This is a genomic window from Affinirhizobium capsici (genome assembly GCF_977018625.1).
This window is the reverse complement of sequence record NZ_CDRNXD010000005.1, coordinates 110,372-126,404: the sequence shown is the minus strand read 5'-3', so window position 1 is coordinate 126,404 and position 16,033 is coordinate 110,372. Positions and strand designations below refer to the sequence as shown.

The window sequence follows — 16,033 nt, the reverse complement described above, 5'->3', positions numbered from 1 at the left end:
AAGCGTGCGGCGAACTGGCGCTAGTTGTGATTACCTTATCAAACCGTCCAGAACAGGCAGGCTGACAAGCCCGGCACCCGCGATGAGAGCAAAGCATATGCGACGGAATGTGACATCCGAGGCGAGGCCAAACATCCGTGAACCGAAATAAATTCCAATACCGTAGCCGGGGCCGACGAGAAGGGCCAACAGCAACGTCCTGCCAGTCAGAAGGCCCGCCCCAAGATAGGACATCGTGGTTATAATTGTTGATATCGCAAAATAGGTGACGAGGTTTGCTCTTACGCGCGCGGCCGGAATTGCTCCACCGAGCCAATAGGCAACGACAGGCGGACCTGAAAGCTGCGCTACACCTCCAAAAACCCCGGCAACGAGGCCGGTGGTGACACTCAAAACATGCGTAGGACGTCCGTTATAGCGCCAGCCGCTGATCAGGAAAATCAGGAGGCCAAACACGATTGCTGCAATGGACCAGCGAAGCACAATAGGGGGTGCGAAGGCCAGAAGAACGGTTCCAACCGGAACGCCGACCAGAGCACCCATGACAACCACACCCACCTCGCTCTTGTTCGAACGTCGAATGGCATCAGGCAGTAGACCCAGTGTCATGATCCCATCGATAATGAGGAGCAATGGAGGGGCGATCTTAGGATCTGCCACGGCACCCGCCAGCGGCACAAAGATAAGCGCTCCGCCAAAACCTGAAAAGCCGCGCGCCAAGCCTCCGACCAATGCTGCAATGATAAGGAAAACAAGCTGTTGCGTTGAGTACGACGCAAGTAAATCTGAAAACGAAGGAAACATCGCCGAAACACCTTTGGAAAACTCAGATCACGGCTAATCGCGCGAAACTTCAAGCTGTTTTGGTGACGCTTTCCTTGAACCAGTCGCAGCAGATATGCAGACTGTCCACTACAAGCGTACAAAGAGCGCGAATTTCATCAGTCGGCTGAAGCATATCCGGAACCATCACAGCCATAGTCCCAGCGGCGGAAGCGCTTCGAATGCCGTTAAAGGAATCTTCCAGCGCCAGGCAGTCGGCAGGGTCGACGCCCAGGCGCTTAGCTGCTGCCAGATAAGGATCAGGGTGCGGTTTGCCGCGCTCGTAATCGCCATGGGCAAGGATGTGTGTAAAGCTGCTTTTGATGCCCAGCTTTCCCAGATGATGATCAACCTGAAAATGCGCGGAGGATGTGCACAAAGCCCGAGGTACGCCCAAGGCTTCCATCAGCTCCAACATTTCAAGAGCGCCAGGCTTGGGCGAAAGCCTCTCTTCAGCCAAAACGTGAAAGTGGTCGATCCAAATCTGACGAAACGCATCAGCATCGAATTCATCACCGTAATGCTCGCGAAGAAGCTCGGCAATGCTGACCCAAGGCCGGCCAAGCATTCCCTCATAAATTGAGGGGCCGATGGGTAGATTAAGCGTACCGGCGGCGGATATGATGGATTGGCGGTGCAGGATCTCGGTGTCGAGCAGCAGGCCGTCCATATCGAAGATGACGGCCTTAGGCTGGCGAGGAAGCTTGAACATGATTTTCTGCCTTCAAAAAGGCCGAATACCTAAATCCTCAGATGGTCGCAAGAGATAGCCATCGGGATCGGCTACGATACATTGCCGATTTCCCACCTTATGATCACCCCGGCGATACCACTTATCTTCCGCTGGCAGGAGCAAGGCATGACCGGCACAAGAAAGGCGCTCAACCAGAGACGAAAGGTCTGGAACTCTAAATTGAAGGTTAATACCTCGTCCGAGGGGCGGGGTCAGTGGTATGTCGCTATCAAAGGTTCGACCAACTCCAATTTGATCGATCATCAATTGTGCACCGTTCAGCGCGAGAAAGCTGAAACCCTCCTCCGGTCGCTCATACACAGTGGCAAACCCTATCAACTCGCAATAAAAACTGCGGCTCCGTCTCCAATCGGAAACGGCAAGTTCCGGGATGAGGGTGTTGGTGATCACGCCTTGGTGCCACCAACCGTAACCTGATCCATGCGCAAGTGCGGCTGTCCGACGCCGACCGGCACCCACTGGCCCGCTTTGCCGCAGTTGCCGATGCCCGTATCGAGAGCCATATCATTGCCAACCATGGAGACGCGTTTCATCGCATCTGGGCCGTTTCCAATCAGCATCGCACCCTTGATCGGGGCGGTGACTTTGCCGTTCTCGATCATGTAAGCTTCCGTGCAATCGAAGACGAATTTGCCAGAAGTTATATCGACCTGACCTCCGCCAAAGGAAACTGCATAGATGCCCTTTTTCACGGAAGCGATAATTTCCTCAGGCGTTTTGTCACCACCGAGCATGTAGGTGTTCGTCATGCGTGGCATGGGCTGATAGGCATAGCCTTGACGGCGACCATTGCCGGTTGGCTTCATTCCCATGAGGCGGGCATTCTGGCGGTCTTGCATATAGCCGACGAGCTTACCGTTCTCGATCAGAACATTGTAGGCCGAAGGTGTTCCTTCGTCATCGACGGTGATAGACCCACGGCGATTATCCATCGTGCCGTCATCCACCACCGTTACGCCCGGTGCTGCAACCATTTCGCCTAGAAGACCAGCAAAGGCCGAGGTTTTCTTTCGGTTGAAATCCCCCTCCAAACCATGGCCTACTGCCTCGTGCAGCATGACGCCGGGCCAACCTGAACTCAGCACGACATCGAAGGTGCCTGCGGGCGCTTCCATGGCTTCCAAATTGATGAGCGCTTGCCGAAGCGCTTCGTCAGCGCCGCTCTGCCAATTGCCGTTCACAATGAATTCGGCAAGACCAACGCGTCCGCCTTTGCCGGATGTACCGCTTTCCTGCCGATCGCCTTGACCCACAACCACGGAAATATTCAAGCGCGTCATAGGCCGAACATCCGTGACAAGATGACCATCGGCCCGCAGAATATTCACAACCTGCCAGCTTGCAGCGACAGAGGCCGTTACCTGACGCACTTTAGGATCTTTTGCTCTGAGGTAAGCGTCAATTTCCGTCAGTAGAGCGACTTTTTCTTCAAAACTCGGGGAGCCGATAGGATTTTCGTCTCCGTAGAATTTCTTGTTGGTTCGCTGAGGGGCCGCTGCGTAAGTGCCGGAATAGCCTCTTGTTACAGCTCGCACTGCATCTGATGCTCGATCCAGCGCCGCTGCTGACAGCTCGCCTGCATGGGCGTAGCCTACCGCTTCGCCAGCGACGGAACGAAGACCAAATCCCTGATCCGTATTGAATGAACCGCCCTTCAGGCGGCCATTGTCAAACGTTAGCGCCTCTGCCTGTGCATGCTCGATGAACAATTCGCCGTCATCTGCACCTTCAAGCGCCTGCGCCAGCATTGTGCGAAGGCGTGCTTCGTCGCAGTCAAACAGGTTCAACAGATCGGTGTTCATGCGGCAAAACTCCTTCGCTCTGGCCAAGGGAGAGTGTTCACTCCCTTATCCTTGTAGCGGATGTAGGCCGAGTGCGGCATAGGCGCAAGGGATACGGTAGTGATGGCAGGTTCAGGGTAGCGCGTCGTAGCCCTGGGCAAAACCATTCAGCTCAATGGGGATACCGACCCGATCCTGATCGACCGCTTCTCGCAGAGCGAAGACAGCATTCCTGCCAGCACGTAGAATCTTCAAAAGCTCGTCGTCAATTTCCACTTCGACATAGCATCCTTCGGAGAAGCAACGTGTGAAATATGCACGGCCAATGTTATTGCCGTCGACAAAGAGGTCCATGCCGTCTTTCAGCAGAACACCGAGAGGAGCAAGAATACGAAGAATACGCGCCTTGCGATCAACCGTTTTGAGAACAACAACAGACAAGCCCACTTCTGGCCGATCATCCGCAATAACGTTCTGCATCATGGCGCACTGCTCAACGCTGGAGCCGGCAGGCTTGTCACATAGAATAGACCACGCCCCATGGCTTTCACGCACAGTGCCAGGCGCTGCGGGAGAGCTTTGCTGACCAGGAGCGGGAGCCTGCCCAGTTTGCCGCGGTTGTTTATCTCCCGTCTGCGGGGTCTGAGACAGCGCCGGAGACACTGCGAGTGCAACCGGCAACAGTGCTGCCACAGCAGCGGCGCACAGGGAGGGAAAACGCATGGATACCTCTGTTATACGAATCAGTCGCGCTATTCTTGTCGCTCGGGAGCGGGAATGAAAGCCCTCACCTCATTTCAATCGAGTGCGGCAAAAATAGGGTTCGGAGAGAGGGCCCGGAAAACCGCCGCTTTCGGCTAGATTGTTGGCATTCGGCAAAAATGCCGCACGCACAAGCAGTCACAGACGTCTTCCGGCATATTGCGACTCCGAAGATTCTGTGGTTGAAACAACCATCTATAGATAGGGAAGTTGCGTTGCGATCTGATCTGGATCAAACGCAAGGGGAGAGAAATCGATGAACAGAGCTTGTGCAGCCTTGGCTGCGACGATCTGTCTGCTCTTCGCCTCCACGGCGGGGGCGGATCAACCAGTGCCGTGGCAGATGGATCTGCAGCAGGCAGTAACACCGATTATGCATGAGATCCGCTGGTTTTCGCATTACAGCCTCTGGTTTATCGTGCCGATCACGCTCTTTGTGCTGGCGCTTTTGGTGTGGGTCGTTCTAAAGTTCAGAGCGAGCGCAAACCCAGTGCCGTCGAGGACGAGCCACAATACCGCGATTGAGGTGGTGTGGACGCTCGGACCCGTAGTGATCCTTCTGTTCCTCGCCATCCCCTCGTTTAACCTGTTGAACGCACAGCTCACAATGCCGGAAAACCCGGATGTGACCGTCAAGGCGACAGCCACACAGTGGCTTTGGTCCTATGAGTACGAAGCTGTGGAGAATGCTGTCTCCTATGATAGCTATCTGTTGAAAGATACGGACCGGGCTTCCTTGGGGAAGGAAGACCGCAAGACCTATCCTCATCTGCTTGCCGTCGATAACGAACTGGTTTTACCGGTTAACAAGACGGTTCGCGTACTCGTAACGGCTGCGCCGACTGATGTAATCCATGCTTTTGCCATGCCAGCGTTTGGCGTGAAGATTGATGCGGTTCCGGGTCGTCTCAATGAGACGTGGTTCCGTGCGGAAAAGGAAGGCCTCTATTACGGACAATGCTCTGAGTTGTGCGGCAAGGATCATGCCTTTATGCCAATTGCGATCCGCATTGTTTCGGAACAGCAGTATCAGGCTTGGCTTGCAGGTGCCTCCAAGGACTTACCAGGCGCCAACAAGGCCTTGATGGCTGCTGTCGACGCCAAGGACGGCGTAAAGTTGGCCTCGGCTGAAGCGAAATAAGAGGGATTGGGGACAATGGCTGGACCATCAGCACACGACAGTCATCACCATGCCGCTCACGATGCGCATGTGCATGACGATCATCACAAGCCCGGCTTCGTAGCCCGTTGGCTATTTTCGACGAACCACAAGGATATCGGCACGCTTTACCTGATCTTCGCGATCATGGCCGGTATCGTAGGTGGACTTATGTCCGTCGCCATGCGTATGGAGCTTCAGGAGCCGGGAATCCAGATTTTCCATGGCCTCGCTTCGATGGTTTACGGCTTTGAAGGTGATGCCGCTATTGATGGTGGCAAGCACATGTACAATGTGTTCACCACCGCGCACGCTCTCATCATGATCTTCTTCATGGTCATGCCAGCTCTTATCGGTGGATTTGCCAACTGGATGATTCCGATCATGATCGGAGCGCCAGACATGGCTTTTCCTAGGCTCAACAACATTTCGTTCTGGCTCATTGTGCCGGCGTTCCTGCTGCTCGTTCTTTCCATGTTTGTAGAAGGTCCGGCAGGTGCCTATGGTGCTGGGGGCGGCTGGACGATGTATCCGCCATTGGCCACCTCCGGTCAGCCGGGGCCGGCAGTTGATCTTGCCATATTTGCACTTCACGTTTCTGGTGCGTCTTCGATCTTGGGCGCGATCAACTTCATCACGACGATCCTCAACATGCGCGCGCCGGGCATGACCCTGCACAAGATGCCGCTGTTTGCCTGGTCGGTTCTCGTGACTGCGTTCCTGTTGCTCTTGTCTCTGCCAGTTTTGGCCGGTGGCATTACCATGCTTCTGACAGACCGTAACTTTGGCACGACCTTCTTCGCGCCTGAAGGCGGTGGCGATCCGATCCTGTACCAGCACCTTTTCTGGTTCTTCGGTCACCCTGAAGTCTACATTCTGATCCTTCCCGGTTTCGGTATCATTAGCCATATCGTGTCAACATTCTCCAAGAAGCCAGTATTCGGCTATCTGGGAATGGCCTATGCGATGGTTGCCATTGGTGCGGTCGGCTTTATCGTGTGGGCTCACCATATGTATACTGTCGGTCTGTCACTGGATGCGCAGCGCTACTTCGTCTTCGCGACAATGGTTATTGCGGTGCCGACAGGCGTGAAGATTTTTTCTTGGATCGCGACAATGTGGGGTGGCTCCTTAAGCTTCCGCACGCCGATGATCTGGGCAATCGGATTCATCTTCCTCTTCACGGTCGGTGGCGTGACGGGCGTTCAACTGGCGAATGCAGGTCTCGACCGTTCGCTGCACGATACCTATTATGTCGTGGCGCACTTCCACTACGTCCTCTCGCTCGGCGCAGTGTTCGCAATTTTTGCGGGCTGGTATTACTGGTTCCCGAAGATGAGCGGCTACATGTACTCGGAAGCGATTGCGAACTTGCACTTCTGGGTTATGTTCGTAGGTGTTAACCTCGTGTTCTTCCCGCAGCATTTCCTCGGATTGGCCGGTATGCCGCGTCGATACATTGACTATCCGGACGCTTTCGCTGGCTGGAACTACGTATCCTCCATCGGTTCCTACATTTCATTCGTCGGCGTGCTGATCTTCCTCTACGGCGTCTGGGAAGCATTTGCCCGCAAGCGGGTGGCAGGTGATAACCCCTGGGGTGAAGGTGCAACCACGCTGGAGTGGCAGCTGTCTTCGCCTCCGCCATTCCACCAGTGGGAAGAGCTGCCGCGCATCAAGTAAGCGCAAGAACACAAGGAGCGGCGCATCTCGATGCGCCGCTCGGCTCAAAATCAGGATCTGGACATGGCTGCAATCGACACCCAAGCGAATCTCGGAGAGGAAGGCGAACTTCTTCTTTCTGAAGCTGGCGCGCGGGATTTTTTCGAGCTTCTGAAGCCGCGTGTCATGTCTCTCGTTGTTTTTACAGCGTTCGCTGGCCTCATTCTGGCCCCAGGCACGATCAACCCTGTACTCGGTGCTATTGCCATTCTTTGTATTGCAGTTGGTGCTGGTGCTTCTGGCGCCCTGAACATGTGGTATGATGCTGATATTGATGCAGTGATGACCAGAACTGCGCGGCGGCCAATTCCAGCCGGGCGTATTCAGCCGCGTGAAGCTCTGGCTTTCGGCCTTACCCTATCCACTTTCTCGGTAGCTATTCTCGGATTGGCAGTGAATTGGTTTGCCGCAGCTCTGCTTGCCTTCACAATCTTCTTTTATGCCGTCGTTTATACGATGTGGCTCAAGCGCTCGACGCCACAGAATATCGTTATTGGAGGCGCATCTGGCGCTTTTCCGCCGATGATTGGTTGGGCTTGCGTGACCGGCGGCGTGTCACTGGACAGCATCGTTCTGTTTCTTATTATCTTTCTTTGGACGCCCGCGCATTTTTGGGCACTCGCCCTCTTCAAGATGCGTGACTACGGTTCTGTTGGTGTTCCGATGCTGCCGAATGTGGCTGGCGAACGTGCTACCAAGCATCAGATCGTTGCCTATGCAGTGCTAACAGCACTCATTGCTGTGGTGCCGACCTTTACCGGTCTTGCTGGCCTTGCCTACGGCATATTCAGCGGCGCGTTGGGCATCATTTTCATTCTCTGTTCTATCGCCGTCTGGCGAATGCCAGATGGCGATGAGAAGATGGTGCAGGCCAAGCGGATGTTTGCCTATTCGGTTCTGTACCTTTTCGTCATCTTCTGCGCGCTTCTCGTGTCGCATGCTGGTAGTAACCTCTTTGGTCACTTGGGAGGCTTGCTATAATGGAGACGGTCAAGCTCAACGAGAAACAACAGAAATCCCGGCGCGGACGCAATATTGCTTTAGGCCTTGTTCTGGGTGGATTGGTCATCCTGTTTTATATCGTGACGCTGATCAAAATCGGCGGAACGGGCTGATCGGATTGGCAAGGGAGGGGAGCCGATGAGTACACAAGAGAGCAAAAGCCAAGCCGGAGCTAAACGGGTCAACAACACGTCGATCTTGGTTGGCTGTGTTATGTTCGTTTTCGGTATGGTCGGCGCTGCCTATGCTTCCGTTCCGCTTTATCGTTTGTTTTGCCAGGTGACTGGCTATAATGGCACGACTCAACGCGTCGAACAGTTTTCTGAGACCATTCTCGATCAGAAGATGAAGGTAACATTCGATGCGAATGTGTCGCCCGGTCTGAATTGGGCGTTTGCCCCTGTTCAGAAGTCGGTGGAGTTGCGCATCGGGGAGACGACCCAAATCGCGTTCAAAGCGGAAAATCGCTCTCCCTATGAAACAACGGGAACAGCCATCTTCAACGTGACGCCGATGGAGGCGGGAGCGTATTTCAACAAGGTGCAGTGCTTCTGTTTTACCGAAACGAAGCTGAAGCCAGGCGAAAGCCTCGATATGCCGGTGGTGTTTTTTATTGATCCGGAGATCACCAAGGCCGAAGAAACTAAGAATATTCGAACCATCACTTTGTCCTATACCTTCTATCCAAGCCAGGGGGCCAAGCCGGTAGCCGGTTTGCAGGATAAAGGTCAGGATGAAGGGAAGAAACTGTGAGAGTGGCATCCTCCGCCATCGGCTGAGGTTTGAGGAGAGACTGGGGACTGTTGACATGGCAGAAGCGCATCAAAAGAAACACGATTACCACATCATAGACCCTAGCCCGTGGCCACTGTTGGCTTCCGTCGGTGCTTTCATTCTCACCTTTGGTGGTGTCGGCTACATGCGCTATTTGCATGGCGGTGAGTTCAAGATTTTCGGACTTAACCTTGCCACGCCTTGGCTTTTCTTTATCGGTTTGGCGATCGTCATCTACACGATGATTGGATGGTGGGCGGACACCATCAAGGAAGGTCGCGAGGGTCACCACACGCGTGTCGTATCCCTACATCTGCGCTATGGCATGATCATGTTCATCGCTTCCGAAGTGATGTTCTTCGTTGCCTGGTTCTGGGCGTTTTTTGATGCCAGCCTCTTTGCCAATGAGGCCATTCAGGCTAGCCGCGTTACAGCGACTGGTGGTCAGTGGCCGCCGAAGGGTATCGAGGTGCTGGATCCTTGGCACCTGCCGCTTTACAATACGATCATCCTGCTTCTGTCTGGCACCTGCGTAACCTGGGCTCACCACGCGCTTTTGCATAATGATCGTAAGGGCCTCATCAACGGTTTGGCTTTGACGGTGGCGCTCGGGATATTCTTCTCGTTCGTGCAAGCCTATGAATATGCACATGCACCGTTCGATTTCAAAAACTCGATCTATGGCGCAACCTTCTTCATGGCGACGGGCTTCCATGGCTTCCATGTGTTTGTCGGCACGATTTTCCTGCTCGTTTGCCTGATCCGAGCCATGAACGGCGGCTTCACGCCACAAAAGCATTTTGGCTTTGAGGCGGCAGCCTGGTACTGGCATTTCGTGGATGTGGTATGGCTGTTCCTCTTCTTTGCCATCTACATCTGGGGTGGCTGGGGCGCGCCTCTGCATCACGGCTGACAATTCCAATAGGGGCGGCTGGTCCGCCCCCTTTCAAGCCAAGGACAGCATTGGACGCCGTATGCAGGACGAGGCACAATATCCGCCGCAGGATTCCCTCAGGACAGGATTGGCAGGTACCTGCCCGCGCTGCGCGCAAGGGAAGCTTTTTGATGGACTGTTAAAGGTGCGACCTGCGTGTCAGGCTTGTGGCTTGGACTACCAGTTCGCTGACGCTGGCGACGGCCCAGCGGTCTTCGTGATGCTGTTTCTCGGTTTTCTTGTGGTCGGTTTCGCGCTGTGGCTGGAGTTCACATTCCATCCGCCGATCTGGGTACACTTCTTTGTTACAGTTCCCTTTGCTGCCATCGTCTGCCTTGCTGCACTCAGGGAGATCAAGGGCGTACTGATTGCCCTGCAATATAAGCATAATGCGCGTGAAGGGCGGCTGGACCTTGACTGATCCTCAGCCGATGTCCCGTAAGAAGGCGGTCATCAGCATTTCCTTGGTCACCGCACTTCTTGTTGCGCTGTTGTCTCTGGGAACATGGCAGGTGGAGCGGCTACATTGGAAAGAATCGCTGCTGGAACAGATCGACGCCCGCCGAAATGCAGAACCTGTTGCGATCACCGAAGTGGAAAAGCTTAATGGAGAGGGTGGGGACGAGGAATATCTGCGTGTCCAATTGACAGGTCGGTTTGACCATAGTCGTGAGCGGCATTTCTTCGCAACGTTTAACGGCCGCACCGGCTTTTATGTCTACACACCACTTCAGTTGCACGATCTGAGATACGTCCTCGTTAACCGCGGTTTTGTGCCCTATGAATTGAAGGACCCGACCAGCCGCGCTGCGGGACAGGTTGATGGCGAAGTGATGCTGACGGGCTATTTTCGTCGTCAACTTGCGGCAAAGCCTTCCTGGTTGGTGCCGGATAACGATGCAGGCAAGAATATTTTTTATTGGAAAGACTGGGGGCTTATGGTTTCTTCCGTGGGTCTTCAACCTGCTCAGGTTCTACCCTTCTTCATCGATGCAGATGAGAATGTGCACGTGCCGGGTGGGTGGCCGCAGGCAGGCGTCACGCAGTTCGAGCTGCCCAATAATCATTTGCAATACGCGGTCACATGGTACGGGCTGGCGGCGGCTCTCATCATCGTCGTCATTGCGTTTTCTAGACGTCAGAATAAATAACACCGGACATCATAACACGTTTTCAAATCTACCTATTGGAGCGGCTAAGTGAGCCAAATTTCCTCTATACTCGTGGCACTTGTTGCAATTGAACATATTTATATTCTGGTCCTTGAAATGTTTCTTTGGACAAAGCCCGCTGGGCGTAAGGCCTTTGGTATGTCGGCAGATAGGGCTGAACTCACTCGGGTCATGGCTGCTAATCAGGGCCTGTATAACGGCTTTCTCGCCGCAGGCCTGATATGGGCTATCATGCATCCCGATCCTACCGTATCATTTCAGTTAAAACTGTTTTTTACTGGCTGTGTCCTGGCTGCTGGCCTATATGGAGGGGCAACAGTGGGGCGCAAGATCCTGTATATACAGGCGCTACCAGCTGCCACCGCGCTTATTGTTACAGGAATTGCTGGCTAAATCCATGAATGTTCATCTCGACCGACCCCAGCTGACGATCCGCCTTTGTGGACCGCGCGGTTTCTGCGCTGGGGTTGATCGAGCGATACAAATCGTGGTGCTGGCACTTAAAGCCTATGGTGCGCCGGTGTATGTGCGCCATGAAATTGTGCACAACCGCTATGTAGTTGAAGGTTTGGAGGCTAAGGGCGCCATCTTCGTTGAAGAACTCAATGAGATTCCAGCCGAACATCGCCAGCAACCCGTCGTTTTTTCTGCACATGGTGTTCCCAAGTCTGTGCCGGAAGATGCCCAATCCCGAAATCTGTTTTATCTGGATGCCACCTGCCCGTTGGTGTCTAAGGTCCACAAACAGGCCATGCGACATCAGCGGCTCGGTCGTCATGTTGTGCTCATTGGCCACGCTGGACATCCGGAAGTCATTGGCACGATGGGCCAGTTGCCAGAAGGGACCGTTTCGTTGATCGAAACGGTCGAGGATGCGGAGCGTTATCAGCCCGCAGACCCGGACAATCTTGGCTATGTCACACAGACAACTTTATCAGTCGATGACACAGCCGGTGTGATCGCTAAACTTCAGGAACGTTTTCCAAATCTGACTGCGCCATCTGCAGACAGCATCTGTTACGCAACGACCAACCGCCAGGAAGCGGTGAAGCAGGCGGCACCGGGTTGCGATCTCTTTATCGTTGTCGGTGCGCCAAATTCGTCGAACTCCAAACGGCTTGTTGAAGTGGCACTGCGGGCCGGTGCGCAACGTTCTATGCTTGTTCAGCGAGCCGCTGAAATTGATTGGCGAGACATTGGCCCGATCAAGACACTCGGCATTTCGGCCGGAGCATCTGCGCCTGAAGTCATTGTCGATGAAATCATTGAAGCTTTTAGGCAGCGCTATGATGCGAACGTAGAACTTGCCATCACTGCCGAAGAAAATGAACATTTTCTTGTAAACCGCGAATTGCGCGATATCGAGCTAACGCGCGAAGACATGGCTTGGGTCAACGGCTGAGCCGCTTTACATTCAAGATCTCTTGCTTCACAGAAGTGTCATATTCTTCTGGCTCACGAGCATCATGTTTCAGCGCATCCTCAAAGTTTCTGCTTGGTCATTCCTGGCGTTCATAGTTTTCTCAACTGTGTCGCCCATTGATCTTCGCCCACACGACGTTTTGCCTGTCAACTTGGATCGTGCGCTTGCGTTCGCGGTGCTGGCCTTCCTGTTTTCAGCGTCCTATCCGCGGCATATCGTTCTATGCGCTCTCGTTATTCTTCTGGGCGCGTTTGCGATGGAAGCCTTGCAATTTCTGGAGCCATCGCGCCATCCCCGCTTGATTGACGCGGTTGTAAAAGCAAGCGGAGCTCTTGTCGGCTTGATGATTGGTCGGGTGGCTTCTCGTTTCCACCAAAAGCTTTCCGTGCCATCTCAGTAGATCGCAGCCAAAAACTCTGTTGGTATGCGAAGCAGGGCTAGCCACGCACTGTACTGGCTGTGTATCAAAACAGTGAACTCGCGCAGCATCGTCAGCAGGGAAGCTATCCATTGGCAGTCTATACGGATATTACCGAAATCGAGCTTCGCCGTTTTCTAAGCGAGTACGATACCGGTGAACTGACCTCCTACAAAGGGATCGCCGAGGGGGTCGAAAATTCGAATTTTCTCTTGCACACAACGCGAGAACCCCTGATCCTTACGCTTTACGAAAAGCGCGTGGATGCGGGAGATCTGCCTTTTTTCCTTGGGCTAATGCAGCATCTTTCAGCCAAGGGACTGAATTGCCCTCTGCCTTTGCCTCGACATGACGGAAAAATCTGCGGTGAATTATCGGGCAGGCCTGCAGCGCTCATCTCATTTCTAGAGGGCATGTGGCTGCGCAAACCCGAGGCACGTCACTGCCATGCGGTTGGAGTGGCTTTGGCCCAATTGCACGTGGCAGCAAGTGATTTTCCCCTTCGCCGCCGCAATGCCCTTTCTGTCGACGGATGGGTGGATCTATGGGGGAAAGCAGCTGATCGTGCCGATGAGGTTCAACTTGGCCTGCGTATAGAGATTGAGCAGGAGCTTCACCATCTCGTACATCATTGGCCGCACGATCTGCCGGACGGTGTTATCCACGCCGATCTTTTTCAAGACAACGTTTTCTTCTTATCTGAAAGCCTGTCTGGTTTGATCGATTTCTATTTCGCTTGCAATGATCTGTTGGCTTATGACGTCGCGATCTGCCTCAATGCCTGGTGCTTCCAGCCAGATGGCGCTTTCAATTTCGCTAAAGGCGCTGCATTTCTTGCTGGCTATCAATCGGTCCGCATCCTTACTAACGAGGAAAAATCGGCTTTGCCGGTTTTGTGCAGGGGCTCAGCCCTTAGGTTCTTCCTGACGAGGCTCTATGATTGGATAACGACTCCTGAAGGCGCTTTGGTCGTCAAGAAAGACCCACTAGAATATCTCAGAAAGTTACGTTTCCACCGTGCTGTGAAATCTCCCACCGAGTATGGTTTGGAGAGCCGGTCATGAAACACGTGGAGATCTTTACTGATGGCGCTTGCTCGGGCAATCCAGGCCCCGGCGGGTGGGGTGCAATTCTTCGATACGGAGAGGTCGAGAAGGAGTTGTATGGTGGCGAAGCGGAAACCACAAATAACCGTATGGAACTTCTGGCAGCGATCACTGCCCTCAACGCCTTGAAGTCTGCTTGTGAGGTCGATCTCCATACCGATAGCAAATATGTGATGGATGGCATCTCCAAATGGATTTTTGGGTGGAAGAAGAACGGCTGGAAAACATCCGACAAAAAGCCGGTCAAAAACGGTGAACTATGGCAGCAGCTGGATGCCGCCAACGCCCGCCACAAGGTGAAATGGCATTGGGTCAAGGGTCATGCCGGTCATCCGGAAAATGAGCGCGCAGACGAGCTTGCAAGACTTGGTATGGAGCCTTTCAAGCGGCGATAATGAAATAGGCTAAGATGGAGCGGGGAAATATGATCCTGCATTGCGTATTCATGCGATTCAAGGCGTCTCTGAGTGCAGACGAAAGACAGGCAATCTTCGAACAACTTCATGGACTGAAAGACAGGATCGCTGGAATTCTGGATATCCAGCATGGCGCAAATGCGTCGCCCGAGGGATTAAGCGGCGGTTTTCGCGATGGTTTCACAGTAACGTTTGAAACTGCAGGCGCGAGAGATGCCTACCTCGTCCACCCGGATCATGTGGAGGTCGGAAAGCGGATCGTTTCTGCCTGCGATGGGGGACTTGCGGGGCTCATGGTTTTCGATTTCGAGCGTCCGTAAAAGCCTACCTATCTGTTCCCACGGCTTTTAAGCTTAGTTCGCGATAGGTGCCAAAATGCGTCGAGGCGGAATTTCATGTCATATAAAAAGCGGCCCGTAGGCCGCTTTCATGGTTGTGCCGCGGGAGGGATTACAGCCGCTCCAGCATGGCGGCGGCACCGGAAATCGTAGCCTGGCCTGGGCTTTCTTCAATGTTCAAGGATTTCACTACGCCATCTTCCACGAGCATGGAATAGCGCTTGGAGCGCACGCCGAGGCCAGCCCCAGACATATCCATTTCAAGCCCGATCGCCTTTGTGAAGCTCGCATCCCAGTCTGACAGGAAGTGTAGTTTGCCCGTACCGCCGGTCTTTTCCGCCCATGCGCCCATCACGAACCAGTCGTTCACGGCAACGACAGCAATGTCATCAACGCCTCGCTCCAACAGAGCGTCACGGTTTTCCAGGTAGCCGGGCAAGTGGTTCAAAGAGCATGTGGGCGTAAAGGCGCCTGGCACGGCGAACAGCACGACCTTCTTGCCCTTGAAGAGTTCGTCTGTGGAAACCTCAACCGGGCCATCGGCTGTCTTTTCCTTGAATTTAGCCTGGGGCAGTTTTTCACCAACAGCGATGACCATTGCATACTCCTTCTTGGAAACGCTTCGAATATGTGCCGCACTATAGAGGGCGGCTAATTGATAGCAAGGGAGGTTTCCATGGCCCGGTCACCGAGTTTCACCAGCAAGCTCCAGTTCCCTTTGGTCAAGAGGGCTTTGTCCTTAATACCATCGAGTTTGAAGTCTAATTGGTGAGTGGCTCCCTCCCGTCGGGTTTCTGTATGATCGAGAATGACGTGGCCGTCCGGTGCAACCAGATAGATTTCCGGCTCTATTTCAGAGTTGGGCAGGTTCAAGCTGAGCCGAAGCCTGGCAGCAGATGGATCAAGTTTCGTATCTTGAACATGGAATGTAGCAGATGGTTTCTCAGGAAGATGGCGAGTGGCTTCGTCCAGAATGAGGTTTTCCTCCAGCGGCAGCTTGGCGGAGCTAAGATTCATTTGGAATTCTGCTTGAAAGGGAATGCAAATATTGCGGCAAAGCCCTATGAACGCTGAGGCTTTTAGCAACGCCGTCTCACCCGGATTTCTCGCTTTCAAGATGAATGGCAGCGTGACAGGATGGTCATATCCCAGGTCACGTACATCCCCATCCACGAATTGTTTGGGTATGGGAAACTGCAGAGCTTGAAGTACTAATCCGCTTTCGGGCGGGAAGGATATCTGCGGCGGTATCCCTGCTTCACCCGGCTCGCGCCAATAGGTAATCCACCCGTTTAATGGCTCTATCTGAAGGGCGCCTCTCACGGTCCCGTCTGGCTCAGGCGGCAAGGCGAGAATGCGCATTTTGCCACCTTCGTTGTGAGCCCAGGCCGAGATTTCTGCATGCGTGGGGGAGGCTAGTGCGATCACCACCGTCAACAGGGCAGACAGG

21 protein-coding genes are annotated in these 16,033 nt (G+C 53.8%); 14 read left to right on the top strand and 7 right to left on the bottom strand.

Going from position 1 to position 16,033, the window contains the following annotated elements; all coding sequences use genetic code 11:
- Nucleotides 1-30: 30 nt before the first annotated feature.
- The 5 genes from AC0JZ1_RS16775 to AC0JZ1_RS16755 all read right to left on the bottom strand — a co-directional run bounded on the left by AC0JZ1_RS16775 (nt 31) and on the right by AC0JZ1_RS16755 (nt 4,080).
- Complete coding sequence (locus tag AC0JZ1_RS16775; RefSeq protein ID WP_471883592.1) at nt 31-804, bottom strand: sulfite exporter TauE/SafE family protein; 774 nt, start codon at nt 802-804, stop codon at nt 31-33.
- Nucleotides 805-853: 49 nt separating this feature from the next.
- The gene (locus tag AC0JZ1_RS16770) at nt 854-1,534 is read right to left on the bottom strand and encodes an HAD family hydrolase (RefSeq protein WP_471883591.1); all 681 of its coding nucleotides are present in this window, start codon (nt 1,532-1,534) and stop codon (nt 854-856) included.
- Between the two features lie 12 nt (nt 1,535-1,546).
- On the bottom strand, nt 1,547-1,963 hold the full coding sequence (locus AC0JZ1_RS16765) for a bleomycin resistance protein (protein ID WP_471883716.1): 417 nt from the start codon (nt 1,961-1,963) through the stop codon (nt 1,547-1,549).
- Nucleotides 1,963-3,378: a metalloprotease TldD gene (gene tldD, locus AC0JZ1_RS16760; RefSeq protein WP_471883590.1), complete on the bottom strand. Its 1,416-nt coding sequence runs from the start codon at nt 3,376-3,378 to the stop codon at nt 1,963-1,965. The genes AC0JZ1_RS16765 and tldD overlap by 1 nt, the downstream gene beginning before the upstream one ends.
- Nucleotides 3,379-3,489: 111 nt before the next feature.
- The gene (locus AC0JZ1_RS16755; RefSeq protein ID WP_471883589.1) at nt 3,490-4,080 is read right to left on the bottom strand and encodes an invasion associated locus B family protein; all 591 of its coding nucleotides are present in this window, start codon (nt 4,078-4,080) and stop codon (nt 3,490-3,492) included.
- Between the two features lie 295 nt (nt 4,081-4,375).
- Here AC0JZ1_RS16755 and coxB point away from each other — a divergent pair, with 295 nt between their 5' ends.
- The 14 genes from coxB (at nt 4,376) to AC0JZ1_RS16685 (ending at nt 14,565) form a co-directional block, all read left to right on the top strand.
- Entirely contained in the window at nt 4,376-5,260 is an 885-nt protein-coding gene (gene coxB, locus AC0JZ1_RS16750; protein ID WP_471883588.1) for a cytochrome c oxidase subunit II, read from the top strand.
- A gap of 15 nt (nt 5,261-5,275) precedes the next feature.
- The gene (gene ctaD, locus AC0JZ1_RS16745; RefSeq protein WP_471883587.1) at nt 5,276-6,961 is read left to right on the top strand and encodes a cytochrome c oxidase subunit I; all 1,686 of its coding nucleotides are present in this window, start codon (nt 5,276-5,278) and stop codon (nt 6,959-6,961) included.
- A gap of 63 nt (nt 6,962-7,024) precedes the next feature.
- Nucleotides 7,025-7,981: a heme o synthase gene (locus tag AC0JZ1_RS16740; protein ID WP_471883586.1), complete on the top strand. Its 957-nt coding sequence runs from the start codon at nt 7,025-7,027 to the stop codon at nt 7,979-7,981.
- A complete protein-coding gene (locus AC0JZ1_RS16735; RefSeq protein ID WP_471883585.1) occupies nt 7,981-8,115 on the top strand; it encodes a hypothetical protein in 135 nt (44 codons plus the stop codon). Before AC0JZ1_RS16740 ends, AC0JZ1_RS16735 begins: the two co-directional genes overlap by 1 nt.
- Nucleotides 8,116-8,140: 25 nt before the next feature.
- A complete protein-coding gene (locus tag AC0JZ1_RS16730; RefSeq protein ID WP_471883584.1) occupies nt 8,141-8,755 on the top strand; it encodes a cytochrome c oxidase assembly protein in 615 nt (204 codons plus the stop codon).
- Nucleotides 8,756-8,810: 55 nt separating this feature from the next.
- On the top strand, nt 8,811-9,689 hold the full coding sequence (locus AC0JZ1_RS16725) for a cytochrome c oxidase subunit 3 (protein ID WP_471883583.1): 879 nt from the start codon (nt 8,811-8,813) through the stop codon (nt 9,687-9,689).
- A 61-nt stretch (nt 9,690-9,750) separates the two neighbouring features.
- Nucleotides 9,751-10,131: a DUF983 domain-containing protein gene (locus tag AC0JZ1_RS16720; protein ID WP_471883582.1), complete on the top strand. Its 381-nt coding sequence runs from the start codon at nt 9,751-9,753 to the stop codon at nt 10,129-10,131.
- Nucleotides 10,100-10,861: an SURF1 family protein gene (locus tag AC0JZ1_RS16715; protein ID WP_471883581.1), complete on the top strand. Its 762-nt coding sequence runs from the start codon at nt 10,100-10,102 to the stop codon at nt 10,859-10,861. Before AC0JZ1_RS16720 ends, AC0JZ1_RS16715 begins: the two co-directional genes overlap by 32 nt.
- 48 nt (nt 10,862-10,909) lie before the next feature.
- Nucleotides 10,910-11,275, top strand: coding sequence for a DUF1304 domain-containing protein (locus AC0JZ1_RS16710; RefSeq protein ID WP_471883580.1), 366 nt, complete (start codon nt 10,910-10,912; stop codon nt 11,273-11,275).
- A gap of 4 nt (nt 11,276-11,279) precedes the next feature.
- On the top strand, nt 11,280-12,284 hold the full coding sequence (gene ispH, locus AC0JZ1_RS16705; RefSeq protein WP_471883579.1) for a 4-hydroxy-3-methylbut-2-enyl diphosphate reductase: 1,005 nt from the start codon (nt 11,280-11,282) through the stop codon (nt 12,282-12,284).
- Nucleotides 12,285-12,348: 64 nt separating this feature from the next.
- Complete coding sequence (locus AC0JZ1_RS16700; RefSeq protein ID WP_471883578.1) at nt 12,349-12,705, top strand: VanZ family protein; 357 nt, start codon at nt 12,349-12,351, stop codon at nt 12,703-12,705.
- Between the two features lie 110 nt (nt 12,706-12,815).
- Entirely contained in the window at nt 12,816-13,787 is a 972-nt protein-coding gene (locus tag AC0JZ1_RS16695) for a homoserine kinase (RefSeq protein ID WP_471883577.1), read from the top strand.
- Nucleotides 13,784-14,224, top strand: a complete 441-nt coding sequence (gene rnhA / locus AC0JZ1_RS16690; protein WP_471883576.1) for a ribonuclease HI — start codon at nt 13,784-13,786, stop codon at nt 14,222-14,224. Before AC0JZ1_RS16695 ends, rnhA begins: the two co-directional genes overlap by 4 nt.
- Before the next feature lie 29 nt (nt 14,225-14,253).
- The gene (locus AC0JZ1_RS16685; RefSeq protein ID WP_471883575.1) at nt 14,254-14,565 is read left to right on the top strand and encodes a Dabb family protein; all 312 of its coding nucleotides are present in this window, start codon (nt 14,254-14,256) and stop codon (nt 14,563-14,565) included.
- A gap of 130 nt (nt 14,566-14,695) precedes the next feature.
- Here the strand turns inward: AC0JZ1_RS16685 and AC0JZ1_RS16680 are convergent, their stop codons facing one another.
- Together AC0JZ1_RS16680 and AC0JZ1_RS16675 are read right to left on the bottom strand one after the other, a co-directional pair.
- Nucleotides 14,696-15,181 (bottom strand): redoxin family protein, encoded by a 486-nt coding sequence (locus tag AC0JZ1_RS16680; protein WP_471883574.1) that lies wholly within the window; start codon nt 15,179-15,181, stop codon nt 14,696-14,698.
- A 53-nt stretch (nt 15,182-15,234) separates the two neighbouring features.
- Nucleotides 15,235-15,945, bottom strand: a complete 711-nt coding sequence (locus AC0JZ1_RS16675) for a protein-disulfide reductase DsbD domain-containing protein (RefSeq protein ID WP_471883573.1) — start codon at nt 15,943-15,945, stop codon at nt 15,235-15,237.
- Between the last annotated feature and the right edge of the window lie 88 nt (nt 15,946-16,033).

Coding starts and splice junctions, on each gene's coding strand:
- ctaD (WP_471883587.1), top strand. CDS start 5,276: ATGGCTGGACCATCAGCACACGACAGTCATCACCATGCCGCTCACGAT.
- AC0JZ1_RS16725 (WP_471883583.1), top strand. CDS start 8,811: ATGGCAGAAGCGCATCAAAAGAAACACGATTACCACATCATAGACCCT.
- AC0JZ1_RS16680 (WP_471883574.1), bottom strand. CDS start 15,181: ATGGTCATCGCTGTTGGTGAAAAACTGCCCCAGGCTAAATTCAAGGAA.
- AC0JZ1_RS16700 (WP_471883578.1), top strand. CDS start 12,349: ATGTTTCAGCGCATCCTCAAAGTTTCTGCTTGGTCATTCCTGGCGTTC.
- AC0JZ1_RS16770 (WP_471883591.1), bottom strand. CDS start 1,534: ATGTTCAAGCTTCCTCGCCAGCCTAAGGCCGTCATCTTCGATATGGAC.
- AC0JZ1_RS16735 (WP_471883585.1), top strand. CDS start 7,981: ATGGAGACGGTCAAGCTCAACGAGAAACAACAGAAATCCCGGCGCGGA.
- AC0JZ1_RS16675 (WP_471883573.1), bottom strand. CDS start 15,945: ATGCGCATTCTCGCCTTGCCGCCTGAGCCAGACGGGACCGTGAGAGGC.
- ispH (WP_471883579.1), top strand. CDS start 11,280: ATGAATGTTCATCTCGACCGACCCCAGCTGACGATCCGCCTTTGTGGA.
- coxB (WP_471883588.1), top strand. CDS start 4,376: ATGAACAGAGCTTGTGCAGCCTTGGCTGCGACGATCTGTCTGCTCTTC.
- AC0JZ1_RS16730 (WP_471883584.1), top strand. CDS start 8,141: ATGAGTACACAAGAGAGCAAAAGCCAAGCCGGAGCTAAACGGGTCAAC.
- AC0JZ1_RS16775 (WP_471883592.1), bottom strand. CDS start 804: ATGTTTCCTTCGTTTTCAGATTTACTTGCGTCGTACTCAACGCAACAG.
- AC0JZ1_RS16685 (WP_471883575.1), top strand. CDS start 14,254: ATGATCCTGCATTGCGTATTCATGCGATTCAAGGCGTCTCTGAGTGCA.
- tldD (WP_471883590.1), bottom strand. CDS start 3,378: ATGAACACCGATCTGTTGAACCTGTTTGACTGCGACGAAGCACGCCTT.
- AC0JZ1_RS16740 (WP_471883586.1), top strand. CDS start 7,025: ATGGCTGCAATCGACACCCAAGCGAATCTCGGAGAGGAAGGCGAACTT.
- rnhA (WP_471883576.1), top strand. CDS start 13,784: ATGAAACACGTGGAGATCTTTACTGATGGCGCTTGCTCGGGCAATCCA.
- AC0JZ1_RS16720 (WP_471883582.1), top strand. CDS start 9,751: ATGCAGGACGAGGCACAATATCCGCCGCAGGATTCCCTCAGGACAGGA.
- AC0JZ1_RS16755 (WP_471883589.1), bottom strand. CDS start 4,080: ATGCGTTTTCCCTCCCTGTGCGCCGCTGCTGTGGCAGCACTGTTGCCG.
- AC0JZ1_RS16715 (WP_471883581.1), top strand. CDS start 10,100: ATGCGCGTGAAGGGCGGCTGGACCTTGACTGATCCTCAGCCGATGTCC.